This window comes from Mesorhizobium sp. M0074, assembly GCF_040322975.1.
Lineage (GTDB): Bacteria > Pseudomonadota > Alphaproteobacteria > Rhizobiales > Rhizobiaceae > Mesorhizobium.
Map to the genome: position 1 here is coordinate 394,337 of NZ_JAMYUM010000002.1, position 22,914 is coordinate 417,250.

The 22,914-nt window shown below is 64.0% G+C and carries 28 protein-coding genes and 1 tRNA gene; 10 read left to right on the plus strand and 19 right to left on the minus strand.

Translation table 11 applies throughout. The features are described from left to right. Window positions 1–43 precede the first annotated feature (43 nt). On the minus strand, window positions 44–1,003 hold the full coding sequence (locus tag NKJ73_RS04920; protein ID WP_023676997.1) for a sugar-binding transcriptional regulator: 960 nt from the start codon (window positions 1,001–1,003) through the stop codon (window positions 44–46). A gap of 361 nt (window positions 1,004–1,364) precedes the next feature. Between NKJ73_RS04920 and NKJ73_RS04925 the strand changes: the two genes are divergently transcribed. Then, on the plus strand, window positions 1,365–1,997 hold the full coding sequence (locus NKJ73_RS04925; RefSeq protein WP_023676998.1) for an HAD family hydrolase: 633 nt from the start codon (window positions 1,365–1,367) through the stop codon (window positions 1,995–1,997). 22 nt (window positions 1,998–2,019) lie between these two features. Here NKJ73_RS04925 and NKJ73_RS04930 read toward each other — a convergent pair whose 3' ends face one another. The 7 genes from NKJ73_RS04930 to ureC form a co-directional block, all read right to left on the minus strand. Beyond that, the gene (locus NKJ73_RS04930) at window positions 2,020–2,787 is read right to left on the minus strand and encodes a class II aldolase and adducin N-terminal domain-containing protein (protein ID WP_023676999.1); all 768 of its coding nucleotides are present in this window, start codon (window positions 2,785–2,787) and stop codon (window positions 2,020–2,022) included. A gap of 80 nt (window positions 2,788–2,867) precedes the next feature. Then, a complete protein-coding gene (gene ureG, locus NKJ73_RS04935; RefSeq protein ID WP_023677000.1) occupies window positions 2,868–3,509 on the minus strand; it encodes an urease accessory protein UreG in 642 nt (213 codons plus the stop codon). Continuing rightward, window positions 3,506–3,946 carry a DUF3995 domain-containing protein gene (locus tag NKJ73_RS04940; protein WP_023677001.1) on the minus strand — a complete coding sequence of 147 codons (441 nt, stop codon included), beginning with the start codon at window positions 3,944–3,946 and terminating at the stop codon, window positions 3,506–3,508. Before NKJ73_RS04940 ends, ureG begins: the two co-directional genes overlap by 4 nt. After that, the gene (locus tag NKJ73_RS04945) at window positions 3,943–4,644 is read right to left on the minus strand and encodes an urease accessory protein UreF (protein WP_031211833.1); all 702 of its coding nucleotides are present in this window, start codon (window positions 4,642–4,644) and stop codon (window positions 3,943–3,945) included. The genes NKJ73_RS04940 and NKJ73_RS04945 overlap by 4 nt, the downstream gene beginning before the upstream one ends. Next, window positions 4,625–5,209, minus strand: a complete 585-nt coding sequence (locus tag NKJ73_RS04950) for an urease accessory protein UreE (RefSeq protein ID WP_023677003.1) — start codon at window positions 5,207–5,209, stop codon at window positions 4,625–4,627. Before NKJ73_RS04950 ends, NKJ73_RS04945 begins: the two co-directional genes overlap by 20 nt. A gap of 57 nt (window positions 5,210–5,266) precedes the next feature. Next, window positions 5,267–5,860 carry a hypothetical protein gene (locus NKJ73_RS04955; RefSeq protein ID WP_023677004.1) on the minus strand — a complete coding sequence of 198 codons (594 nt, stop codon included), beginning with the start codon at window positions 5,858–5,860 and terminating at the stop codon, window positions 5,267–5,269. 47 nt (window positions 5,861–5,907) lie between these two features. Beyond that, window positions 5,908–7,620: an urease subunit alpha gene (ureC, locus tag NKJ73_RS04960; protein ID WP_031211834.1), complete on the minus strand. Its 1,713-nt coding sequence runs from the start codon at window positions 7,618–7,620 to the stop codon at window positions 5,908–5,910. A 179-nt stretch (window positions 7,621–7,799) separates the two neighbouring features. Between ureC and NKJ73_RS04965 the strand changes: the two genes are divergently transcribed. After that, window positions 7,800–8,183 (plus strand): hypothetical protein, encoded by a 384-nt coding sequence (locus tag NKJ73_RS04965; RefSeq protein ID WP_023677006.1) that lies wholly within the window; start codon window positions 7,800–7,802, stop codon window positions 8,181–8,183. Between the two features lie 126 nt (window positions 8,184–8,309). Then, a complete protein-coding gene (locus tag NKJ73_RS04970) occupies window positions 8,310–8,804 on the plus strand; it encodes a hypothetical protein (RefSeq protein WP_023677007.1) in 495 nt (164 codons plus the stop codon). Between the two features lie 26 nt (window positions 8,805–8,830). Here NKJ73_RS04970 and NKJ73_RS04975 read toward each other — a convergent pair whose 3' ends face one another. The 5 genes from NKJ73_RS04975 to NKJ73_RS04995 are packed head-to-tail and all read right to left on the minus strand — an operon-like array spanning window position 8,831 to window position 11,216. Further along, window positions 8,831–9,136, minus strand: a complete 306-nt coding sequence (locus NKJ73_RS04975) for an urease subunit beta (protein ID WP_023677008.1) — start codon at window positions 9,134–9,136, stop codon at window positions 8,831–8,833. 7 nt (window positions 9,137–9,143) lie between these two features. Next, window positions 9,144–9,737 (minus strand): HupE/UreJ family protein, encoded by a 594-nt coding sequence (locus tag NKJ73_RS04980; protein WP_023677009.1) that lies wholly within the window; start codon window positions 9,735–9,737, stop codon window positions 9,144–9,146. A 28-nt stretch (window positions 9,738–9,765) separates the two neighbouring features. Next, window positions 9,766–10,023, minus strand: a complete 258-nt coding sequence (locus tag NKJ73_RS04985) for a DUF1272 domain-containing protein (RefSeq protein WP_023677010.1) — start codon at window positions 10,021–10,023, stop codon at window positions 9,766–9,768. A gap of 19 nt (window positions 10,024–10,042) precedes the next feature. Continuing rightward, on the minus strand, window positions 10,043–10,345 hold the full coding sequence (locus NKJ73_RS04990) for an urease subunit gamma (RefSeq protein ID WP_023677011.1): 303 nt from the start codon (window positions 10,343–10,345) through the stop codon (window positions 10,043–10,045). 28 nt (window positions 10,346–10,373) lie between these two features. Then, the gene (locus tag NKJ73_RS04995; RefSeq protein ID WP_023677012.1) at window positions 10,374–11,216 is read right to left on the minus strand and encodes an urease accessory protein UreD; all 843 of its coding nucleotides are present in this window, start codon (window positions 11,214–11,216) and stop codon (window positions 10,374–10,376) included. A gap of 202 nt (window positions 11,217–11,418) precedes the next feature. On the opposite strand from NKJ73_RS04995, the gene NKJ73_RS05000 reads away from it, so the two are divergent. From NKJ73_RS05000 to NKJ73_RS05010, 3 genes are all read left to right on the plus strand, one after another. Next, the gene (locus tag NKJ73_RS05000; protein ID WP_023677013.1) at window positions 11,419–11,673 is read left to right on the plus strand and encodes an acyl carrier protein; all 255 of its coding nucleotides are present in this window, start codon (window positions 11,419–11,421) and stop codon (window positions 11,671–11,673) included. 4 nt (window positions 11,674–11,677) lie between these two features. Beyond that, the gene (locus NKJ73_RS05005) at window positions 11,678–12,886 is read left to right on the plus strand and encodes a beta-ketoacyl-[acyl-carrier-protein] synthase family protein (protein WP_023677014.1); all 1,209 of its coding nucleotides are present in this window, start codon (window positions 11,678–11,680) and stop codon (window positions 12,884–12,886) included. Window positions 12,887–13,022: 136 nt separating this feature from the next. Then, a complete protein-coding gene (locus NKJ73_RS05010; RefSeq protein WP_023677015.1) occupies window positions 13,023–13,727 on the plus strand; it encodes a glutathione S-transferase family protein in 705 nt (234 codons plus the stop codon). 21 nt (window positions 13,728–13,748) lie between these two features. Here NKJ73_RS05010 and NKJ73_RS05015 read toward each other — a convergent pair whose 3' ends face one another. The 4 genes from NKJ73_RS05015 to NKJ73_RS05030 form a co-directional block, all read right to left on the minus strand. After that, on the minus strand, window positions 13,749–13,877 hold the full coding sequence (locus NKJ73_RS05015) for a hypothetical protein (RefSeq protein ID WP_302893450.1): 129 nt from the start codon (window positions 13,875–13,877) through the stop codon (window positions 13,749–13,751). Further along, on the minus strand, window positions 13,864–14,124 hold the full coding sequence (locus NKJ73_RS05020) for a hypothetical protein (RefSeq protein ID WP_352568550.1): 261 nt from the start codon (window positions 14,122–14,124) through the stop codon (window positions 13,864–13,866). The genes NKJ73_RS05015 and NKJ73_RS05020 overlap by 14 nt, the downstream gene beginning before the upstream one ends. A gap of 70 nt (window positions 14,125–14,194) precedes the next feature. Beyond that, the gene (locus NKJ73_RS05025; protein WP_352568551.1) at window positions 14,195–14,815 is read right to left on the minus strand and encodes a nucleoside triphosphate hydrolase; all 621 of its coding nucleotides are present in this window, start codon (window positions 14,813–14,815) and stop codon (window positions 14,195–14,197) included. Between the two features lie 76 nt (window positions 14,816–14,891). After that, window positions 14,892–15,998, minus strand: a complete 1,107-nt coding sequence (locus NKJ73_RS05030; protein WP_352568553.1) for a hypothetical protein — start codon at window positions 15,996–15,998, stop codon at window positions 14,892–14,894. A 237-nt stretch (window positions 15,999–16,235) separates the two neighbouring features. Between NKJ73_RS05030 and NKJ73_RS05035 the strand changes: the two genes are divergently transcribed. Next, complete coding sequence (locus NKJ73_RS05035) at window positions 16,236–17,126, plus strand: D-alanyl-D-alanine carboxypeptidase family protein (RefSeq protein ID WP_352517157.1); 891 nt, start codon at window positions 16,236–16,238, stop codon at window positions 17,124–17,126. Window positions 17,127–17,159: 33 nt separating this feature from the next. On the opposite strand, the gene NKJ73_RS05040 is transcribed toward NKJ73_RS05035, so the two are convergent. Continuing rightward, on the minus strand, window positions 17,160–17,966 hold the full coding sequence (locus NKJ73_RS05040) for an AraC family transcriptional regulator (protein WP_352568555.1): 807 nt from the start codon (window positions 17,964–17,966) through the stop codon (window positions 17,160–17,162). A 202-nt stretch (window positions 17,967–18,168) separates the two neighbouring features. On the opposite strand from NKJ73_RS05040, the gene NKJ73_RS05045 reads away from it, so the two are divergent. The 3 genes from NKJ73_RS05045 (at window position 18,169) to NKJ73_RS05055 (ending at window position 20,155) form a co-directional block, all read left to right on the plus strand. Next, complete coding sequence (locus NKJ73_RS05045) at window positions 18,169–19,089, plus strand: zinc-binding dehydrogenase (protein WP_352568556.1); 921 nt, start codon at window positions 18,169–18,171, stop codon at window positions 19,087–19,089. A gap of 163 nt (window positions 19,090–19,252) precedes the next feature. After that, a tRNA-Arg gene (locus NKJ73_RS05050) sits at window positions 19,253–19,329 on the plus strand. 265 nt (window positions 19,330–19,594) lie between these two features. Further along, window positions 19,595–20,155, plus strand: a complete 561-nt coding sequence (locus tag NKJ73_RS05055; RefSeq protein WP_502905363.1) for a hypothetical protein — start codon at window positions 19,595–19,597, stop codon at window positions 20,153–20,155. A gap of 250 nt (window positions 20,156–20,405) precedes the next feature. Here the strand turns inward: NKJ73_RS05055 and NKJ73_RS05060 are convergent, their stop codons facing one another. After that, window positions 20,406–22,847 (minus strand): GcvT family protein, encoded by a 2,442-nt coding sequence (locus tag NKJ73_RS05060; RefSeq protein ID WP_352568558.1) that lies wholly within the window; start codon window positions 22,845–22,847, stop codon window positions 20,406–20,408. Between the last annotated feature and the right edge of the window lie 67 nt (window positions 22,848–22,914).

The window sequence follows — 22,914 nt, forward strand, 5'->3', positions numbered from 1 at the left end:
TTCGATTTCACATGATCGTTTCCGACCGCCAGCGGCTCGGAGATCATGCGCCCGCCAGCAAGGCGGCGGCGGTCCGCTCATCGGTGATGAGGCCGTTGACCAACCGCCGGTTGACGGCGGCGAAGATGCCCGGCAGCTTGCGGTCGCCCATGGCAAGCGCGATCACCAGCGACTTTTCGCGCGACGGCAGCGGCGCCGACGACACCCGATCATTGGTGATGCCCTCGATCATGCGGCCGTCACGATCGAATACCCAGCCGACGATCTCGGCGACGCCGCCGGCCTTCTGCAGCGCCTTTAATTCGCCCTCCGAAATGAAGCCGTCTTCGTAAAGCGGCGCTTTCGGGCCGAGATCGCCGATGCCGACAAAGGTGACGTCGGCCTCGGCCGCAAGCGCCAGCGTCGGCTGGATCATCGGCTGGCTGAGCAGCATCTCGCGCTCCTCGGGCGAGGAAGCGATGACCGGCAAAGGCATCGGAAACGAACGCGCCTTGACCCTGTCGGCCATGGTGAAGATGACGTTGTAGAAGGCCGCCGAGCCGTCCGGCGAGATGTTGCCGGTCAGCGACACCACTTTGTGCTGCGGGCATTCCATCGGCGGCAGTTGCTCGATCGCGGCCTTCAGCGTGCGGCCGGTGCCGATCGCCATGACGATCGGCACCGGCGACCGCAGCCGCCGTTCGATCTCGGCCGCCGCCGCCTCGGCGACGCCGATGACGGTGGAGGAAGAAGAAGGGTCGCTCGGCACCACCTCGACCAGATCGAGCGCAAAGCGCGATTTCAGCCGTGCCGCAAGGTCGAGGCAATTGGCGATCGGATGGTCGACGCGCACCTTGATCAGCCCTTCGGAGACTGCGAGCGACACCAGCCGCTGCGCCGTCTGCCGCGAGATGCCAAGCGTGGCGGCGATCTGGTCCTGGGTGTTGCCTGCGACATAATAGAGCCAGCCGGCACGCGCCGCGTCGTCCAGCCTGTTGCCGCCGCTGTCCTGCCGCGAATTCAAGTTCCTGCCTCCCAACCCCGCCGAGCATAAGAGGCGGAGCGCAGTAGTTTCGCAGGGAATGAACTTGCGCGCAATTGCCTATTGTAAGAGCAATTGCTTAGTGATGAAACTTGGGTGTTTGGAGCGAAGTGACAGGTCGACCCAGTCTCGTTGCAACAGCAAGGCTGTCGAGGTCGCACCAATCACGGTTCTAAAGCGCGTTGCGTTCGATCGACCTCATGCGACGCGTTTTAGGTTCCTTTTTATGCATGTCGTCATCGCAAAACCGCTGCACACTTTGCGCGACATGCATTAGCGGGGACGCGGCGGTTTATCTCGCGCGCTAAACGCTTTAAGGAATTTTTTGAGAATGGAGCCTTGCATGACGCCGAAAGCGGTTTTCTGGGATATGGACGGCACGCTGGTCGACAGCGAGCCGCTGCACGAGGCGGCGCTGATTGCGGCGCTGCACAGCGTCGGCATCGCGCCGCCGGCCGACCTGCATGAGCGCGTGCTCGGCATCGCCGCATGGCCGGTCTACGAAATGCTGCGCGACGAGTTCGGCCTCGACCTGCCTTTCGACGACTGGATCGTGCGCAAGTACGATCACTATCTGCCGATGGCCGAAACGCTGACGCCACGCACCGGCGCGATCGAGATTTTCAATGAGCTGCTCGCGCTTGGCGTGCCGCAAGCGGTGGTGTCCAACTCCGACAGGCTGATCGTCGATGCCAATCTGCGCGCCGTAGGCCTCGTATATCCCGGCATGAAGACGGTCAGCCGCAACGACGTGCGTGAAGGCAAGCCGCATGCCGAACCTTTCCTGCGCGCCGCCTGGTTGGCCGACGTCGATCCCGCCGAGGCCGTGGCGGTCGACGACAGCGTGACCGGCGCCACGGCGGGGCTGGCAGCTGGAATGAAGACGATTTTCTGGCCAGAGGTGCCCATGGAGGGGCCGCCGGGGGCGATTGTCATCAACAGCGCCGGCGAATTGCGGGCCGAACTCGGGCTTTAAGCCAGGCCCGGCGGGACCGCGCTCAACTCCGGTAGGCAGGCTCCTGCTCGTCGAGGATCGCCTTCAGTTCGGAAAGGTGGCGCTCGGCCTGGCCGGGATAGTCTTCCTGTTCCCTTGCCGCTTTCTCCGCGATCTCATCCGACAGTACCCGCAGCGGCCGGCCGGTCCACAGCGCCTTGATATAGGTTTCGGCGGCGCGCTCGAAATAGAACATGCGGTTGAAGGTGTCGGCGACGCTGTCGCCGATGACCAGCACGCCATGGTTGCCCATCACCATCACCTTGACCTTCGGGTCGACAAGAAGCTGCGAGCAGCGCTCGCCCTCTTCCTCGAAGGCCAGCCCGCCATAATGAGCGTCGACGACATGGCGGTTGAAGAAGATCGCCGAGTTCTGGTCGATCGGCGGCAACGTCGAGTCAGCGAGCGAGGCAAGCACGGTGGCGTGGATCGAGTGGACATGCATGACGCAGCGTGCATGACGCACGTTGCGATGGATGGCACCATGCAGGCCCCACGCCGTCGGGTCGGGCGCATTCGGGCCGACCAGCGTGTCGGGATCATTGGCGTCGATCAGAAGCAGATCGCTCGCCTTGATACGCGAGAAATGCACCTGGTTAGGGTTCATCAGGAATTGCGAGCCATCGTCGTTGACCGCCAGCGAAAAATGATTGGCCACCGCCTCATGCATGTTAAGCCGCGCCGTCCAGCGGAAGGCGCAAGCCAGATCGACGCGCTCCTCATAGAACGGCAGGTTGGTCAGCACTTCCTTCTGCAGGCGCGTGATGCTCATCGTAACCTCCGTGAAAGAAGCAAGGATGCCGCGCGGCTGGAACACGCGCAACCGGTTTCGTTTGGTACAGGCGAGCGCCGTTATGCCGCCGTGCTGGTGGCCGCGCCGACCCGAAGCCCGCCATGCTCGACGATGAAATCGATCACCTCCTGCAGGCCCTTGCCGCGCGACAGGTCGGTGAAGCCAAACGGCCGTTTGCCGCGCATGCGGGCAGCGTCGCGTTCCATGATGTCGAGATTGACGTTCACATAGGGCGCAAGGTCGCTCTTGTTGATGACCAGGAAATCGGACCGGGTGATCGCCGGTCCGCCCTTGCGCGGAATCTCCTCGCCCTGGCAAACCGAGATGACATAGAGCGTCAGGTCGGCAAGGTCCGGCGAGAAGGTGGCGGCGAGGTTGTCGCCGCCCGATTCGATGAAGACGATGTCGAGATCCGGGAATTTTTTGGTCATCTCGGCGATCGCCTGCAGATTGATCGAGGCGTCCTCGCGAATGGCGGTGTGCGGGCAGCCGCCGGTCTCGACGCCGATGATGCGATCCTCGGGCAGCGCCTGAAGCCGGGCCAGCATCATGGCATCTTCCTTGGTGTAGATGTCGTTGGTGACGACGGCGATCGAGAACTCGTCACGCAGCGCCTTGCAGAGCTTTTCGGTGAGCGTCGTCTTGCCGGAGCCGACCGGGCCGCCGATGCCGATGCGAAGAGGACCGTTGGCTTGTGTCATCTAGGGAACTCCGTGATGGCAAGAATGGCGAAGCCGAGCCCGATCAACAGACAGAGCGGCGAATAGTAGCTGACATCAAGCCGCGCGAAAGGCTGTTCGGGCGCCAGCCGGCGCCACCACGGCGTGAAGCCGGCAATGCCGCGCGCCAGGAAGACCAGCGCGATGAGCAGCGCCGTGGCGGCCAGCCCGGCCTTGGGAAAGGGCGTGGCGAACACGCCTTCGAGCGCCATCGGCCACAGCGTCGCCAGGCCGAGGCAGGCGGCAACGGCGAAGCTGGCGAAGGGTGCCGGCATCTCGTCGACGCCGCGAAAGCCGATGACCGCGCGAGCGCAGGAGGCGGCGTCCCTGCCCGGCCAGATGCCGCCAATGCCCCAATAGACATGCAGTGCTGTGATCAACAGCAGGACCAGCGAGAGCGCGAAAGCGAGGACGATCATGAGCGGAACAGCCGCGAATACTGGGCTTCGTGCTTCATCGCCGTGACGTCGGAGATGAAAGCGCAGCCGCCGAGATCATCGAGGGTCGAGCCGGCAGCGCGGTCGGCCGTGGCCAGGGCAAGCGGTTCGAAGGCGGCCAGTAGCGTCATCGCGGCACTCTGGCCAACGATGCCGAGCCGGATCGCGGCCTGGACGAGATTGGAGAAGAAGGCCTGCAGAAAGGCCGCCAGGGCGTCCCGCAGCGCAATGCCGTGATCGCCGGCAACGGCGCCGACGGCAACGCAATAGGCACATTCGGCCGGCAGGCGATCCAGCACCTGGCACGGCCAGGCGAAGGCCGCCTTCAGGAAAGCAGCGCCCTGCAGCATGGTCTCGGCATGGCGCTCGCGCGAGCCTGCCAGAGCTTCGGCAAGGGCGACGATTTCATCGAGATCGCCGGTTTCGCGCCCCCTGCGCCAGCTTTCGGCAAACAGCACCGCATCATTCCAGCCCGAACCCATCTCGACCAGCGTTTCCAGCCACGCGGCGAGCTCTTTGCTGTCGGCAACCAGCCCGGCATGCACGGCTTGCTCGAGACCATGGCTGTAGGAAAAGCCGCCGACCGGGAAGGAAGGCGACAGCCACGCCATCAGCCGCAACAAAGCAATATTGGAAGGCTGGGCAACGTTGGAAGGCTGGTCAGTCATGGTCATGGTCATGCGAATGGCTGTGGGAATGCGATTCGCTATGGGTATGGGAATGCGCTTCGGCGTGGCTGTGCGCATGCGCCTCGGCATGAGCGTGGCCGTGGCCGCCATGCCCGGAATAGGCGCCGCGCACCGGCTTGAACGGCTCGGAGACGTCGCTAACGGTGGCGCCCAATCCCTCCAGCATCGCCTTGATGACATGGTCGCGCAGAATGAGGATGCGCCCAGCTTCGATGGCGGCTGCGAGATGGCGGTTGCCGATGTGCCAGGCAAGCTCTGCCAGATGGACAGGGTCGCTGGCCCGGACGTCGTAGAGCGCCTCCTCGGCCGCGATGATCTCGATGTGGCGGCCATCCTCCAGCACCAGCCGGTCACTATGGTTCAAGGTCACCGGTTCGGGCAGGTCGACCAGCACCTTGTCGCTACGGGCCGTTTCGATGGCGCGACGGCGCAGATGCCGCTCGTCATGGGCAAGCACCGCACTGTCGTATGGCGTGGTGGTTCCGGCTTCGCCCGCGGCCAGGACGGAGACGGCGCGCGGGAATTTGGTGAAGTCGGTGCGAATATCGAGCTTCATGTAAAAACTGCCTCTCCCAAAAAGCCTAGCCTATCGCGTCCGCCGCCCCAATGGGGCTCAGACGATCGTGTCGAAGAGCCGCAGGATGAACGATATCTGATAGACGAGCGCGCCGGCGACAAAGGCGATGTGAAAGCGGCGGTCGCGCAGCAGGATCGCAATGACGCAAAGCGCGACGAAAACCGGCGTGCGGATCAGATATTCGACGCCAAAATGGGCGAAATGCTCCGGCCCTTTCAGCAGCGTATCGATCACGTCGAGCAGATAGGTCGCCGCCAGCAGGCCGAAGAACCAGGCCCGGCGCGAATAAAAGAAATCCTCATAGCTGGTGTAGTCCAGCATCGAATCCGGAAACAGCAGTGCGCAGAGCAGGAACAGCGTGACGGCGTAGAAGATGATGAACAGGTATTTGCCGAAGGTCCAATTCTCGATCTGGAACAGGCCGAACTCCCACCACCAGAAATGCACCAGCATTAAAAGCACCGACGCAACCCAGGCGAGGTGCACGGGATAGAGCCGGTATTGGCCGGGATGCTGGACGATGCGGGCGACCCCCGACAGCAGGCGGGTGACGCCGAGGCCGATCACCATGCCCAGGACGATGCGGATATGCGGGAAAATGTCGTGGGCGTAGGGGAGTTGCGGGTCCATAAGCCTGGCGCGGCATGTTCTACATCGGTCGTTCTAACGCCTATGGTTCAGAACAGGAAGTAGCGTTGCGCCATCGGCAGCACGGTAGCCGGCTCGCAGGTCAGGAGTTCGCCGTCGGCGCGGACCTCATAGGTTTCGGGGTCGACCTCGACATGCGGCGTGGCGTCATTGAGCACCATCGAATGCTTGCCGATGCCGCCGCGGGTGTTTTCGACCGCGACCATCTGCTTGTCGACGCCGAGCCTGCCGCGCAGGCCTGCGTCGAGCGCGGCCTTCGAAACGAAGGTCACCGACGAATTGGTCATCGCCTTGCCGTAGGCCCCGAACATCGGCCGGTAATGCATCGGCTGCGGCGTCGGGATCGAGGCGTTGGGATCGCCCATCGGGGCGGCGGCGATCATGCCGCCGATCAGCACCATGTCCGGCTTGACGCCGAAAAAGGCCGGATTCCACAGCACGAGGTCGGCGCGTTTTCCCACCGCCACCGAGCCGATGTCCTTCGACAGGCCATGCGCGATGGCCGGATTGATGGTGTATTTGGCGATGTAGCGGCGGACGCGGAAATTGTCGTTGTCGCCGGTCTCCTGCGGCAGCGAACCGCGCTGGCGCTTCATCTTGTCGGCGGTCTGCCAGCAGCGGATCGCCACTTCGCCGACACGGCCCATGGCCTGGCTGTCCGACGAGATGATCGAGAAGGCGCCGATGTCGTGCAGAATGTCTTCGGCGGCGATGGTTTCCTTGCGGATGCGGCTTTCGGCAAAGGCGATATCTTCGGGGATCGACGGCGACAGATGGTGACAGACCATCAGCATGTCGAGGTGTTCGGCCAGCGTGTTGATCGTGTAGGGGCGTGTCGGGTTGGTCGAGGACGGAATGACGTTAGGCAGGCCGCAGACCTTGATGATATCAGGCGCGTGGCCGCCGCCGGCGCCTTCGGTGTGGAAGGCATGGATGGTGCGGCCCTTGATCGCCGCGACCGTGTTTTCGACGAAGCCGGACTCGTTCAGCGTGTCGGTGTGGATCATCACCTGCACGTCGTAATCGTCGGCGACCGACAGGCAGCAGTCGATTGCAGCCGGCGTCGTGCCCCAGTCCTCGTGCAGCTTCAGCGAGCAGGCGCCGGCGAGCACCATCTCCTCGAGCGCGGCAGGCAGCGACGCGTTGCCCTTGCCCGACAGGCCGATATTCATCGGGAAGGCGTCGAAAGACTGGATCATGCGCGCCAGATGCCACGGCCCAGGCGTGCAGGTGGTGGCCAGCGTGCCGTGCGCCGGGCCGGTGCCGCCGCCGAGCATGGTGGTGATGCCCGACATCAGCGCTTCCTCGATCTGCTGCGGGCAGATGAAATGGATATGCGCGTCGAAGCCGCCGGCGGTCAGGATCTTCCCCTCGCCGGCGATGATCTCGGTGCCGGGACCGATGATGATGGTGACGCCGCCTTGGGTATCCGGATTGCCGGCCTTGCCGATCGCGGCGATACGGCCGTCCCTGAGGCCGATATCTGCCTTGACGATACCGGCGGTGGCATCGACGACCAACGCATTGGTGATGACGGTGTCGACCGCGCCTTGCGCGCGCGACACCTGGCTCTGGCCCATGCCGTCGCGGATGACCTTGCCGCCGCCGAACTTCACCTCCTCGCCGTGAAGAGTGAGATCCCTTTCGACCTCGATGAACAGCTCGGTGTCGGCGAGCCGGACCTTGTCGCCGACGGTCGGGCCGTACATCTGCGCGTAGGCGGCGCGGGTGATTTTAGCCATCAGCAATTGCTCCCGAAATACAGCCCGGAAATACCGCTTGTCGAAGCCGGGCCCCACATTGCCGCCATCCTATGGTCACGCAATGACCCGCTGAGCGACACTTTCCGATCCCATTTAGCGTTTGAGGTGGCCGGGCCACCCCAAAACGACCATTTGCCAATCGATGGAAAGGAACATCCATGCGCAAAACGACCCTTCTGGCAGCCGCCGCCACGCTGGTGCTCGCAACCGCCGCCAGCGCCCAGCAACAGCCTGCGCAGCAGCCCAGTCCGGCGCCGGCTGCGCCTGCTCCTGCCGCGCCCGGGGCGCAGCCGCAGGCGCCCACCATCCAGGCGATCAACGTCGTCGATATCAAGGATCTGCCCGCGGACACTCAAGCCAAGGTCAACGAGGTGATCGCCAAGCGCAGCGATGCCGACCTGCAGAAACTGCGCGGCTCGATCGACGCGACACCGCAGGTCAAATCCGCGCTCGAAGCCAAGGGGCTCACCTCGGCGCAGGTGATCGCCGCCAGCATGAGCACCAATGGCGCGCTGACGCTGATCACCAAGAAAGCGAGCTGACGAGGCGAGGCGGCGGGCCGGCGCCCGGCCAGCCCGCCGCATCGCAAAGGGAACCTTCACGGGGGACGTTACGTTTCGGTCCTGTCGCCCTGACACGAGCCTCGAAAAGGACCCTGAGAACGAGCGATGGCGATCACCACCTTCTCCGACACCAGATGGCTGCATGGGATTGCCGCGACCGCGTTTCTGGCAGCCAGCATTCCGCACGCCGCGCTGAACGCGCAGAGCCTCGACAGCGCCGAGACCGTCAACCGGATCGTCGGCTCGGAGGTCGGCCAGGAAGAGACCCAGACAAATGCGGAAGCCGGCAAGGTCAGTTCGGCGATCGACCGCACGCGTGAAAACATCGCCGCCGTGCGCAAGACATCCAAGCTCGACAAGGTCGATATCGTGTTTCTTACCGATGCCGCGCGCACCGAAGGCGGCCCGCCGCCGGCGATCGAAAACAAGGTCAGGCAGCATCGGGACGACATCGCCGAGCTGCGCAAGGAGATCGAGGCGAACGCATTGCTGTTCAACGCCATCGATTCGCGGCGAGTGCAAACCGAGGACGTTCTGGCGGTGGAATTCGACGATCCGGGAAAGGTCGTCATCTATGCGGCGGCCAAGCCGCCCGGCTGAGCCGAAACTGCTCGACGCCTTCGATCTCACAGCGCGCCCATGATCTTCTGCTGAAATCCGTAGACCTCGCGCTTGCCGCCGAACGGCACCAGGGTAACGTCGCGCTCTTGGCCGGGCTCGAAGCGCATGGCGGTGCCGGCAGCGATGTCGAGGCGCATGCCGCGGGCCTTGTCGCGATCGAATCTCAGTCCCTCATTGGTCTCGAAGAAATGATAATGGCTGCCTACCTGGATCGGCCGGTCGCCGCTGTTGGCTACCTTCAAGGTGACCGTCGCCAGACCCTTGTTCAGTTCGATCTCGCCGCTTGCCGTGATGATTTCGCCGGGGATCATCGCGGCCTCACACGACGCCGAAAGCGAGGCCGGCGCCAATCGCGGCACAAGCGGCGCCAGCGGCGCGGGCAAGCCCGCGGAAGCGCCAGCCGAGGCCGAGACCGGCCGCGATGCCGACGGCGTGGAGCAATGCCGTGGCAACGGCAAAGCCCGCCATATAGCCGAGTCCGCCGACATTCTCAGGCACCTCGGCGCCATGGGCATAGCCGTGGAACAGCGCGAACAGGCCGATGACGGCGACGCCGGCCGAGACAGGAAGATCGACGGCGAGCGCAACCAGCAGCCCGAGTGCCACGACGGACGCCAGTATCGCCGGCTCGACGAAAGGCATCGGCACATGCAGCATGCCGAGCACGCCGCCGGCCAGCATGACGCTTACGAAGGCCAGCGGCCATGCCCAGGTCGCTTTGTCGCCCTTGAGCGCGGCCCATAGCCCGACGGCAATCATCGCCGTCATGTGATCGAGGCCGGAGAGCGGGTGGGAGAAGCCGGCGGTGAAGGACCAAACCGTGCCGGCGCCGACATGGGCATAGGCTGGCATTGCTGCCGCCAGCAGCAGGACCGCCGACAGCGTTGAGCGTTTCATCGTAGCGGGGATCATCGGCGTAGCTTCCATCTTCGACTACCTCTCACGCCGCCTTGCGGGCCGGAGCGCAGCTCTCTGCCTTGAGGACGCGCTTGGTGGAGGCCGGATATTTCTTCAGCAGCGCTGCCGGACGGATCGGGCGGGCCGAGAAGTTGCCGCCGCAATTCGGACAGGCGCCGCCGAGCACGTTTTGTGCGCAGTCGGCGCAAAAGGTGCATTCGAAGGTGCAGATCACCGCATCCGTCGCATCGGGCGGCAGATCCTTGTCGCAGCACTCGCAGTTGGGACGCAGCTCAAGCATTTTCCTCTCCTTGGCGGTGTTATCTGATCGGCTCGTGCACGGTCACCAGCTTGGTGCCGTCTGGAAACGTCGCCTCGACCTGCACATCGTGGATCATTTCTGCAATGCCTTCCATCACCTGGGCCCGGGTGACGACATGGGCGCCGGCCTCCATCAGCTCGGCGACCGCGCGGCCGTCGCGGGCACCCTCGACGACGAAATCGGTGATCAGCGCGATCGCTTCCGGATGATTGAGCTTGACGCCGCGTTCGAGCCGCTTGCGGGCCACGATCGCCGCCATGGCGATCAGCAGCTTGTCTTTCTCCCTCGGCGTCAGATTCATGCTTTTTCCTGCGGTGGCACAATCGAAATCAGAGTGACCATAATTTGGGCAGGCCCGCCCGTCCGTTGAGCAATTCGACAAGCGGCACCAGCCGCTTGCGGAGCTGGTAGCCGTCCTCAGCGAACAGCCTCGCAAGAAGCTTGCCAGATTTCCGCACGCTCCAGAAACTGACGCCGCCCTGGCCGCCGACTATGCCCCGGGCCGGCTCGAGCAAAGCCTCTGCCCGTGGCGACACCATCAGCAGCGTCGCCACGGCGACGGCACCGCCGGCCGCTGCGGGACGGTTCAAGGTGGCCGCAATGTCCGGCCCGATGCGGAACTCCTCTGCATGGACCAGCGCCCCGTCCTGGCGGACGCGCCAGCGGTCGTGGAAATGGCCTTGCGAAGCCCGTTCACCCATGGCCAGGCGGCCGAAGACGGTAGCCTCCAGGATCAGCGCCTCGGCTCCGGTGGCAAGCTCCACGTCAAGGCTGCGGGCAAAGGCCGAGCGGTCGAAGACGATGGTTTCCTGTGGCAGCCAGGCAATGTGGCCGTCTTCTCCGACAGTCAGCTGCACCCGCACTTCGGCGCGGTCGGATGCGGCGCGATAGATTTTCTCGCAGGCCTGCGTTGTTATGGTTGCGGAGGCGCCGGCACCGACATCGACCTCCCAGGCGAGACGGTCGCCACCGGTCAGCCCACCGGCGGTGTTGATCAGGACGGCTTCGAGCGGATCGGCCGAGACCGCCGGCATGCGGATCTTGGCCGAACCGTCCTGGTACAGACGCCGAAGACGCGTGCGGCCTCCGTTCCAGTCGCAGCCAAGCCGCGCGACGCCGGCAACACGCTGGGCCGGCGGCACTGAAGTCAAGCTATATGCGATCGTATCCACGACACCAACGTTAAGCACTGCGGCGGCTTTGTCGATATATAGCTTGTTGCTTGACAGCGTTTCGGTTTCTATAGAGGGAGCCACCTTGGTACGGTCACCGGCGCCTGGCGGGGGTAAAAGGCGACGATGACGACGTAATCGAGGACAAAAGGGGCGCTGATCAGTTGGCGTCGGGAAACGACAGAGTTGGGGAAGAAACCGAATGGCTGACCAGCTGGCAAACGATATCATCGCCAAGATCAAGGCTCATGCCGAGCCGGGCGGCGAGGAAATCACCACCAGTACCGAACTGACCGCCCTCGGCATCCATTCGCTGGAACTGACGGAGATCATCTTCGATCTCGAGGAAGAGTATGGCATCGAAATCGAGATGAACACTGTCGATGCCTGGAGCAATCTGAAGAATGTCGGCGACATGGTCGAGGCGGTTCGCGCGCTGATCGCGAAAAAAGCCTGACTGAATGCACAAGCGCGTCGTCATCACGGGCATCGGCGGATTATGCGGGCTCGGCACCAATGCACCGGCAATCTGGAATGAAATGCGCGCCGGCCGTTCGGCAATCGGCGCGATCGACAATCCGCTGCTGCATGATCTGAAGGTCAAGGTCGGCTGCGAAATCAAGGCGCTTCCCGAGCACGGCATCGACCGCAAGCAGGTCGTGTCGATGGACCGCTTCAGCCTTCTGGCGACGATCGCCGCGCGGGAGGCGGCACAGCAGGCGGGATTGAACCCGCACGCGGCCAACACCTACCGGATGGGCACCATCGTCGGCGTCGGCGTCTGCGGCTGGGAGGCAATCGAAGAGAACTATCGCGCCATCCTGCTCGAAGGCAAGAACCGCGCCGGCATCTTCACCGTCCCGAAAGTAATGCCGGGCGCTGCAGCCGGCCATGTCAGCATGAATCTTGGTCTGCGCGGGCCGGTGTTCGGCATCACCTCTGCCTGCTCGTCATCCAACCACGCCATTGCCTCGGCGGTCGATCAGATCAGGCTCGGCCGGGCCGACGTCATGGTCGCCGGCGGCACCGATGCGCCGCTGGTCTGGGGCATCCTCAAGGGCTGGGAGGCCCTGCGGGTGCTGTCGCCGGACACCTGCCGGCCGTTTTCGGCCGACCGCCAGGGGCTCGTGCTCGGCGAAGGCGCCGGCATGGTGGTGCTGGAAACATATGAGCATGCCATGGCGCGCGGCGCCGCCATCCTTGCCGAAATCGCCGGCGTCGGCCTTTCCGCCGACGCCTCCGATATCGTCGCGCCAACCATCGAAGGGCCTGAGGCGGCGATGCGCTTCTGCCTCGTCGATGCCGGGCTCAATCCCGAGGACGTCGACTATCTCAACGCGCATGGCACCGGCACCAAGGCCAACGATCAGATCGAGACGGCGGCGATCAAACGCGTGTTCGGCGACCATGCCTACAAGCTTTCGGTGTCCTCGACCAAATCGATGCACGCCCACTGCCTCGGCGCCTCCGGCGCGCTGGAAATGATCGCCTGCGTGATGGCGATCCGCGAAGGCATCGTGCCGCCGACCGCCAATTATCGGGAAGCCGACGCCGACTGCGATCTCGACATCACGCCGAACGTGGCGCGCGAACGCACCGTGCGCACCGCGATCAGCAACAGCTTCGCCTTCGGCGGCACCAATGCGGTGCTGGCGGTCAGGGCCGTGTGACCGCACCCCTTGCGGGTCCTTCACCGGGGCCGGCGAAACTTTCCATGCGCATATTGATCGCGCCAGGCGTCGCGCCTAACTCTCTGCGACCCGCCATGACCGTGCCGCTCGGCGCGGTCTCCTACCAGGAGTTTCGATGACCGATCTGTCCGCGTTTCCGATTGCTAGGCGCTGGCCGGCGAGCCACCCCGACCGCATCCAGCTTTATTCGTTTCCGACGCCGAACGGGGTGAAGATATCGATCGCGCTGGAGGAACTTGGCCTGCCTTACGAGCCGCATGCCGTCGATATCGGCAAGAACGAGAGCTGGACCCCGGAATTCCTGTCTTTGAACCCGAACGGCAAGATACCGGCGATGATCGATCCGGACGGCCCGGGTGGCAAGCCGATCGGCTTGTTCGAATCCGGCGCCATCCTGCTTTACCTCAGCGACAAGACCGGCAAGCTGGTCCCGGCAGACGCGACGCTGCGTTATGAGACGATCCAGTGGGTGTTCTTCCAGATGGCTTCGATCGGGCCGATGTTCGGCCAAGTCGGATTCTTCCACAAATTCGCTGGGCGCGAAATCGCCGACAAGCGCCCGCTGGAACGTTATCGCGACGAGTCGCGACGGCTGATCGGCGTCCTCGAAACGAGGCTCAAGGGCCGCAGCTGGATCATGGGCGACGATTACACCATCGCCGATATTTCGATGCTTGGGTGGGTGCGCAATCTGATCGGCTTCTACGAGGCGCGGGAACTCGTCGGTTTCGACGATTTCCCCAGCGTGGGCGCATGGCTGGAGCGTGGCCTCGCCCGGCCGGCGGTGCAGAGGGGCCTCACCATTCCGGCCAGAAGCTGATCTTACGTCGATTCCGCTCGGCTATTTTGCCTTGGTGCGGGGTTTTGAGCCGCCCTTGCCGACTACGGAAGCAGCAAGCGACGCCGCACCTTTGGCGGTGGCAAGCACGGCACCGGCGGCGACATTGGCCGTTGCTTTAACAGTGCGCATTGCGCTGCCTGCGATCGATCCTCTGCTGCTTGCCGATCTTTTGGGCTTGGGTGCAGCGGCTTTGGCCGCGGCAGGCATCACCTTTTTCGGCGCCGCCTTGCCAAAGCTGGGCTTTGCCGCATCCTTGGAGCGGGCCGCCGCTGCCGGGCCGGCGCTGGTTTTCGCTCGAGTTGCTTTTGATCGTGTTGCCCTGCCCTTGGCGGGCGCAGGCTTTCTTGCCATGGTTTCCATCGAACGGTTCCCTCATGGGCACAATTGCCGTGTCCGGGATAACGGCCTGAAACTGTCAAGGTTCCGGCCGGGCGGTTCCTTGCAAGTCAGGCCAGGTCGCCGACCACCAGGTCGGCGGGCCGCCGACGGGCAAGCACGCGGTCGATGTTCGGCATATCGTTAGAGGCGATCCAGGCGCGCGCGTCCTCGTCGGAGCGGCCGTGCTCGTGCCATCGCGCCAGCAGTCGGCGCTCGAGCTCGGCGCGCGGCACATCGACGAAGATCGAGAAGTCGAACAGCGGCGCCAGCCGCGTCCAGGGTTCCTCGTCGAGCAGGAGATAATTGCCTTCGACCAGGATGAATTTGGTGTCGGCGGCGACAATCGCAGCGGCGGCGCGCGACAGCTCCATGCTGCGGTCGAAGACCGGGATGGCGATATCCGGCTCGCCGGCGCGGATGCGCTTCAGCAGCGCTTCGAAGCCGGCAAAATCAAAGGTTTCCGGAGCACCTTTTCGCGCGCGAAGGCCGCGTCGATCGAGAACGGCGTCATCGTAATGGAAGCCATCCATCGGCACGACTTCCGCCGTGCCTTCCGGCAGCAGGTCGTGCAAGCCTGCCGACAATGTCGACTTGCCGGCGCCGGGCGGACCGGCAATGGCAACGATGAAGCGCGGCGCCTTGCCGGCGCGCTTGAAAATGGCAGCAGCGATATGGGCGATTTCTGACATTGGCCCCCTTACGGTGGTTCTGGCGCATTTTGGCGGCAGTTTTCGAAAATTTCAAACGCCGGATTGTGCCAAGCCTTCAATCGGGCCTGGATTGACCGGTCCGCAGGAAATCGCTGTCGAAGGCGATGTCGCGCACGGCACCGTCAGCCGCCAGGATGCGCATGCGGCCCGGCGAGGTCGTGACGTCGTGCGGCGGCTCGCCGGATGGCCATGGCAGTGCGCCGATGACATGGCGGAACGAAAAGCGGCGCCCTTCGGAAAGGGCAAAGGCGGTCGCCACGCCTTCGCGCTTCAGCCAATTGTCGCCGAGCGATGCGGCGTGGCCGACGGCCGTGCGGCCGTCCTCGATGCCGAGCACGCCGCGGTGGCGGCCACTCCATGGCGCATAATCGCGCCCGCCATTGCTGACCCACAGCATGGTGACCGGCAGTTCGGCCGGGTTCTTCAGCACCAGCACGAGATCGGCTTCCGCCTGGCGCGCCAGCGCGGTCCAGCCCGGCCCGCCATGATCGGCCTCGACCAGCGTCACGAAGTCCTCACGCAGCTGGTCCATGCGATAGGTGGTCAGGTCGATCGTGCCGCCGTTGGCGGCGGGAAAGCGCGTCAGGTCGGCGGTTCGCGCCGGGTAGGCGAGCAACGAGCGGCCGCGGGCGGGATTGGGCTCCGGCGCCTCGTTGGGCGTCGCGGCAAAGCGCTTGGGCGAGAAGGCCAGCCTGCCGCCGGCCGTCATCACCGTCATCGGGTGGTGGGCGACGGGAATGGCGCCGGCGCCGCCGGAAAAGACGTGCTCCTGATAGAGAAAGGGATGATCGTCGCGCAAGGTCAGGATCTTGTCGACGGTTGCGCCCATGACCGGGCGCTGCAGGCGGAAGACGGCGCGCCAGCCGTCGGCCGTTGCCGCGCTGTCGACGACGTCCCAGCGGCTATTTGCCGGCCAGCCATGCAAAGGTGCCGCTTCGACGTCGCTGATCGAGAACGGCGCGCAGAGGAAATCGCCGGACAGGTGGACCGTCCCTTCAGGCAGGTCTTTCGGCAGCATCTCGCGCGGCTCGCCGACCCAGGGTGCGCGATGCAGCGGCTTCAGCCGGCGGCCATCGATATCGACCGTCATGTCGGCGAGATGGCCGACGGCAAGATCGACCGATACCGAAATGCCCTTCGCCGTGATCGTGACCGTATCCATGTGCACCTACCGATTCTGCCAGCCCGATTCTGGCGGCCCGATTCTGCCGGCGCCAGCAAAGCCCACTCGCCGCCGGTTGCGCAAGCGCGGTGGCCGGCAATTCACCTCAGGCGGCGCCACGTCGGCCTGTGGACAGGGCACCGTTCGAGGGGCAGACCGATATTAACCAAATGGACTGTGCCTTTGCGTTAAGATAGCTTCGCCTCGTCTCAGAAACTGCCTGCCTTCGGAACTGACTTGTCCGCCTTCCGGTTCTTTTCGTCCATCCACAAATGCGTCGCTGTGCTGGCGCTGCTGCTGTTTGCTGCCGGCTGCACGACTGTCACGCCGCCCGACAGCGTGCTGGCGGTACCGGCGCCGCCGCAGAAATATGCCGCCATGGTCATCGATGCCGGCACCGGCAAGACGCTGTTCGAGGTCAATTCGACGGCGCCGCGTTATCCGGCGTCGCTGACCAAGATGATGACGCTCTACCTTCTGTTCGAGGCGCTGGACCAGGGCCGCATCAGCAAGGAGACGCAAATCCCGGTGTCGGACAACGCCGCCCGGCAGCCGCCGACCAAGCTGCGGTTCAGGCGCGGCGAGACCATCGACGTCGATTCGGCGATCCGCGCCGTCGTCGTCAAATCGGCCAATGACGTGGCGGTCGCCGTTGCCGAATATCTCGGCGGCAGCGAAGAGGCGTTCGCCGGCATGATGACTGCCAAGGCGCGCCAGATCGGCATGAGCAGCACCGTTTTCCGCAATGCCTCGGGCCTGCCGGACGGCGACCAGCACACCAGCGCGCGCGACATGGCGGTGCTCGGCATGGCGCTGCACGCCCGCTTCCCGCAGCATTTCCACTATTTCTCTGAAAGCGACTTCATGTTCCGCGGCAGGCTGGTGCGCGGCCACAATGACATGCTCGGCCGGGTGCGCGGGGTCGACGGCATCAAGACCGGCTACATCAGGGCTTCGGGCTTCAACATCGTCACCTCCTATAATGCGGACGGGCACAGGCTGATCATCGTGGTGATGGGCGCCGACAGCGCGCGCCAGCGCAACGACCACGTCGAGGCGCTGATCCAGCGCAGCCTGTTGCCGACCTCCGAGGCAAAGACGCGGCTGCTGTATGCCGAGGAGCAGTGACAGTTGAAGTCCGAGTGTTGACCGCGTGCGGGTTCAGGCGACAAACGCAGAGCCGCCGTTTTGCGCGACACTGCTGAGATACTTTGCCGGCGGCTTGCCAAGCGCTTTCTTGAACATGGTGATGAAGGCGGTGACCGATTCGTAACCGAGATCGGCCGAAACCTGCTGCACGCTGGCGCCGGAGGCCAGCTCGCGCATTGCGACGATCAGGTGCAGTTGCTGGCGCCAGCGCCCGAAGGTCAGCCCTGTCTCCTTCACCACGAGACGTGCGAGACTGCTCTCGCTGAGTGCGACGCGACTGGCCCATTCCGCCAGGGTGCTGCGATCGGCAGGATCTTGCGCCAACGCCGCCGCGATGCGCCTCAAGCGCGGCTCGGACGAGATCGGCAAATGCAGCTGCTGGACAGGCATGCGCGGCAGTTCGGTGAGCAGAGCCCTGGTCAGGAGCTCGCCCCTGGCGTCATCGTCCTCAACGCGATCCGTCAGCTCTATGATCAGCTCGCGCAGCAACGGCGTGATCGAAAGCGTGCAGCACCGGTCCGGCAGGTCGGTAGCTCCCGGTTCGATATAGACGAAGAAAATCCGGGCATTGGCGGTCGCGATATTGCTGTGCTCCATGTCGCCGGGAATCCACACCGCGCAATGCGGCGGCACCATCCACAGGCCGCTGGGGACGCGACATGTGACGCCGCCGCCCAGCGCGAAGACGAGTTGCCCCTTGCGGTGGTGGCGGTCCGGCACCTCCGCCCTGGTCTCGGGAACGTCGACGCGCACGGCGATTGCCGGGACGAGGACATCATCCGGATCGAAAGGCCAGGGGTAGCGGAGAGGCTGTCTCATCTTGACTGATTTTAGCGATCGACTGCCAAGATATCTAAATTACTCAAACAGGAAAGTCGATAGTTTAGGGATGAGTAACTCAGAAGCCGACAGGCGGGCTTCCATCTAGTCATGCCCTGCTTGCGTTCTGAACGTCGGACCAACAAGCCCGGCGCACGAAAACAGGCTGGCGTCCGCCACGCAGCAAGAAGGGACGATACCAATGCTCGCCTTGGTCACATCTTCCGACAGCGCCACCGGGTTGCGGCTCGCCGAGCTTGGCGAGCCCGAGCCCGCCCCGCATGAGGCGCTGGTCTCGGTCCGGGCAGTCTCGCTGAACCGCGGCGAACTGCGCCTGCTCAACATCCGTCCGAACGGCTGGGTGCCTGGCCAGGACGTCGCCGGAATTGTCGAGCGCGCCGCGGCCGACGGCTCCGGGCCGGCCGTCGGCGCCCGGGTTGCGGCTCTGGTCGACGAGGCCGGGTGGGCCGAACGGGTCGCCGTTCCGACCGACCACCTCGCCGTCCTGCCGGACGACGTCAGCTTCGTCTCCGCCGCCACTGTTCCGGTCGCGGGCACGACCGCGCTGCGGACCCTGCGCCTCGGCGGCGACCTGGCCGGCCAGCGGGTCCTGATTACCGGCGCAAGCGGCGCGGTCGGCCGTTTCCAGATCCAGATCGCCCGCCAGCAGGGCGCGTCGGTGGTGGCGGTCGCCGCTGCCCGTCATGCCGACGATCTCCGCGGCCTCGGAGCCGAGCGGGTCGTCGAAACGATCGAGCTGGCCGAAGGACTGTTCTCGCTGATTACCGAATCGGTGGGCGGCGATAGCCTCGCCCACGCGATCGAACGGATCGCGCCCGGCGGGACCGTCGTCATGTTCGGCTTGAGCAGCGGCGAACTCACGCCCATCGGCTTCCGCCAGTTCGTTCCGGGGCACGAAGGCGCGCGGCTGCAGACCTTCGCCTACTACGCTTCCGGTCCGGAGGTTGGCGCCGACATCGCCTCGCTGCTGGCGCTGATCGCAGCCGGCCGGCTCGAAACGCGCGTAGTCCTCACCCTGCCGTGGCGGGACGTCGCCCAGGCCCTAGACGCGCTGCGGCAGCGCAGCATCAGCGGCAAGGCAGTGCTTACCATGACAGAATGAGCAGGCGCGGCCGCCGGACGGGACGATGTCTGTCTCCCCCGGGCTGCTACGGCAACTTGAGCCCGCTGGCGATTGCCCGTTGAAGCCGGCGCCTGCTTCCGCTAAGAAGCCGTGGCTGGCCGGTTTACCGGCTGGTTCGTTTTTGGGATCACCGATCCTGAAGGCACCCGTAGCTCAGCTGGATAGAGCGCTGCCCTCCGAAGGCAGAGGTCACAGGTTCGAATCCTGTCGGGTGCGCCAGATTCTATATATATTACAAATGGTTAGGTCGGCTATGGGTTCGGCAGTTCGATGTTGGGCAATTTGCACGTAAGCGGCAGAGCCGGGTTTTCCACTCATTGTACTGGCGCCAATCGATGCGAGTTCGCTCGGAATACGGCAAAAGCAGCCCATTTTCTTTGGGAAAGTCGACATCGAACAAACGGCAGACTGGTGGCTGCTGCCCATAAAGGCAGCAGTCAAAGTCGTGCGTCCCGTAGTGGATTTGGACACGTGGTTGTTAGAGGTGCCCATCATCGGAGGTCGGCAGGAATGGGGCCGCAAGCGGCCTGACAACTCACAGGACGAGGTCATTGAAAGCGGCCATTCCGCTTTCAATCTTTTGGAGGCCATCCAACGGATTCGCGGACTGACTGATCGACCGAGCCAAAACTCGGGGGCGAAGGCCTGCAAGTTTGCGACGCCAATGAACCAGACCCCCAAGGCCGTCTTCTCACGACGGGGGCCGGCCATCCTGGGGAACGGGAACACCCCGCTGGCGCTCGACGAGGCCTGCGCTCGTCAAAACGGGTACCAGAGCCATCATTTCCCGCTAGCCGTGGTGGAGTTTGTCTCGGAGACGCCCACAAATACCAGTGATGGTGCCAACCACCGTGCTGCGGTTATTGTCGGCACGATAGTTGTCCGAACAGATGACCATGGCGATTTGGCTGAATGGCTCAGTAAAAAGACGGTGTCCCTGTCCAGCGCCCATAAATGTGTCGGCACTCAAACCCGACCAGTGGAAAAGCCGAGCCAGGTTCTCGACATCTGGCCTCTGTCCCTGCGCCATGAGGATCAGTGTTGAAGCGCTGACTCCCGAAAGGTCCGCGACTTGCTTCCAGTTCAGTTTTCTATCTGACTTCTTTCGATCCAGCTCCTTCAAAAACGCCTGTGTGTTGAACTCAGATCGCGTCATCCAGTCCACTCTTTCAAACAAGATATGAATCTATATCGACTTTCGAGCTCGACTTGCGAAGACGAGCCGTATTAAAGAAAAGCACGCCCATACCGACGGGTCTCCCGTTCGGCTATTTAACGTCGAGCAGTGGACCGCGCTACATCTTCACCCGATCCGACTTCGGATCGTACATCGACTTCAGCGATGCTTCGGCGGCAAAGCGCTCGCCTGCGATCTCGATCTCGTAAGAAGAAGCCAGCACATCCGCCTCGCTCTCGCCCTGGCATGGCACATAGCCCAGCCCGATGGCGCCGCCGAGGTGATGGCCGTAATTGCCTGAGGTGATCGGGCCGACGATCTTGCCGTCGCGCAGGATCGCCTCGTTGTGGAAGAGCAAGGGCTCGGGGTCTTTCAGCCGGAACTGGACCAGCCGGCGGTTCAATCCGGCTTCCTTCTTCTTCAGCACCGCGTCGCGGCCGATGAAGTCGCCCTTTGCCGTCTTGACCGCAAAGCCGAGGCCGGCTTCCAGCACATTGTCCTCGTCGGTGATGTCGTGGCCGAAATGCCGAAAGGCTTTTTCGATGCGGCAGCTGTCCAGCGTGTGCAGGCCGCAGAGTTTCAGGCCGACATCGGCGCCGGCCTCATCGATCGCCTCGAAGACGTGCGCCGCCTGGTCGCTTGAGACATAAAGCTCCCAGCCGAGTTCACCGACATAGGTGACGCGGTGGGCACGGGCGAGACCCATGCCGATTTCTATCTCCTGAAACGTCCCGAACGGATTATTCTCATTGGAGAAATCGTTGGGGCTGACCTTCTGGATCAGCTTTCGTGCGTCGGGACCCATCAGGCAGAGCACGGCCTCAGCAGCCGTGACATCGGTGATGACGACGAATTCATCGCCGACATGCCGGCGCAGCCAGGCGAGGTCGCGCTGCAGCGTCGCACCGGGGACGACGAGGAAGTAGGCGGTGTCCGACAGGCGCGACACGGTGAGGTCGCTCTCGATGCCGCCGCGCTGGTTGAGCATCTGGGTGTAGACGATCTTGCCCGGCGCCACGTCCATGTCGTTGGCGCACAGCCTTTGCAGGAAGACGCAGGCGTCGCGGCCCTCGACGCGGATCTTGCCGAACGAGGTCATGTCGAACAGGCCGACCTTGCTGCGGACCGCAAGATGCTCCTCGCGCTGGTTGTCGAACCAGTTCTGCCGCTTCCAGGAATAGCGGTATTCGCGCTCCTGTCCGTCACGGGCGAACCAGTTGGCGCGCTCCCAGCCGGCGACCTCGCCGAACACCGCGCCGCGCGCCTTCAGATCTTCGTGCAGCGGCGAGCGCCTGACATTCCTAGACGTTGCCATCTGCCGGTAAGGAAAATGGTCGGCATAGAGCAGGCCGAGTGTTTCGGAGACGCGCTCCTTGAGGTAGCGGCGGTTCTTCTGGAACGGCTGGGCGCGGCGGATGTCGACTTCCCAGAGATCGAAGGGTGCCTCGCCGTCGTTGATCCACTGCGCCAGCGCCATGCCGGCGCCGCCGGAGGAGACGATGCCGATCGAGTTGTAGCCGGTCGCCATCCAGTAGCCGCGCAGTTCCGGCGCCTCACCGAGATAGTAGCGGTCGTCCGGGGTAAAACTCTCAGGGCCGTTGAAGAAGGTGTGGATGCCGGCAGTGGCCAGCATCGGCATGCGGTTGACGCCCATTTCGAGGATCGGCTCGAAATGCTCCATGTCCTCGGGCAACTGGTCGAAGCAGAAATCCTCGCGGATGCCATCCATGCCCCAGGGCTTTGCCACCGGCTCGAAAGCGCCGAGCATCATCTTGCCGGCGTCTTCCTTGTAGTAGGCACATTCGTCGGGGACGCGCAGCACCGGCAGGCGGGTGAGGCCGGGGATCGGCTCGGTGACGAGGTAAAAATGCTCGCAGGCGTGCAGCGGAATGGTGACGCCGTTTTGGGCCCCAAGCTCACGGGCCCACATGCCGGCGCAGTTGACGACGAGGTCGGCCTCGATCGTGCCTTGTTCGCCGCCTTGCGCCCACGACACGCCGGTGACGCGGCCGTCCCTGGTGTGGACCTTGGTGACCTTGACGTTCTCGACGATGGTGGCGCCGCGCTGGCGCGCGCCCTTGGCCAGCGCCATGGCGATGTTGGCGGGGTCGCACTGGCCGTCGAGCGGCAAATGGACGGCGCCGACCACATCCGAAATGTTGAGATGCGGGTACATCTCACTAACTTCGTTGGGCGAAATCTCGCGCACATCGACATCGAAAGCGCGGGCGAGCGACGCCTGTCTATAGATTTCGTGTTTGCGCTCTTCGGTCAGCGCCACGGTGATCGAGCCGACTTGGCGCATGCCGGTGCCGATTTCGGTCTCGGCTTCCAGCTTGACGTAGAGGTCGGCCGAATATTTTGCCAGTCGTGTCATGTTCTGCGAGCCGCGCAGCTGGCCGATCAGGCCGGCGGCGTGCCATGTCGTTCCCGACGTCAGCTGCTTGCGTTCGAGCAGCACAATGTCGGTCCAGCCGAGCTTGGCCAAGTGATAGGCGACCGAACAGCCCGAGACGCCGCCACCTATGATCACGGCGCGAGCTTTGGACGGAATAATCAAGCGGTCTTACTCCCGTTACTAGACCAATCCATGCCGGATAAGCTGATGCCAGTGCGGCCAACCAAGC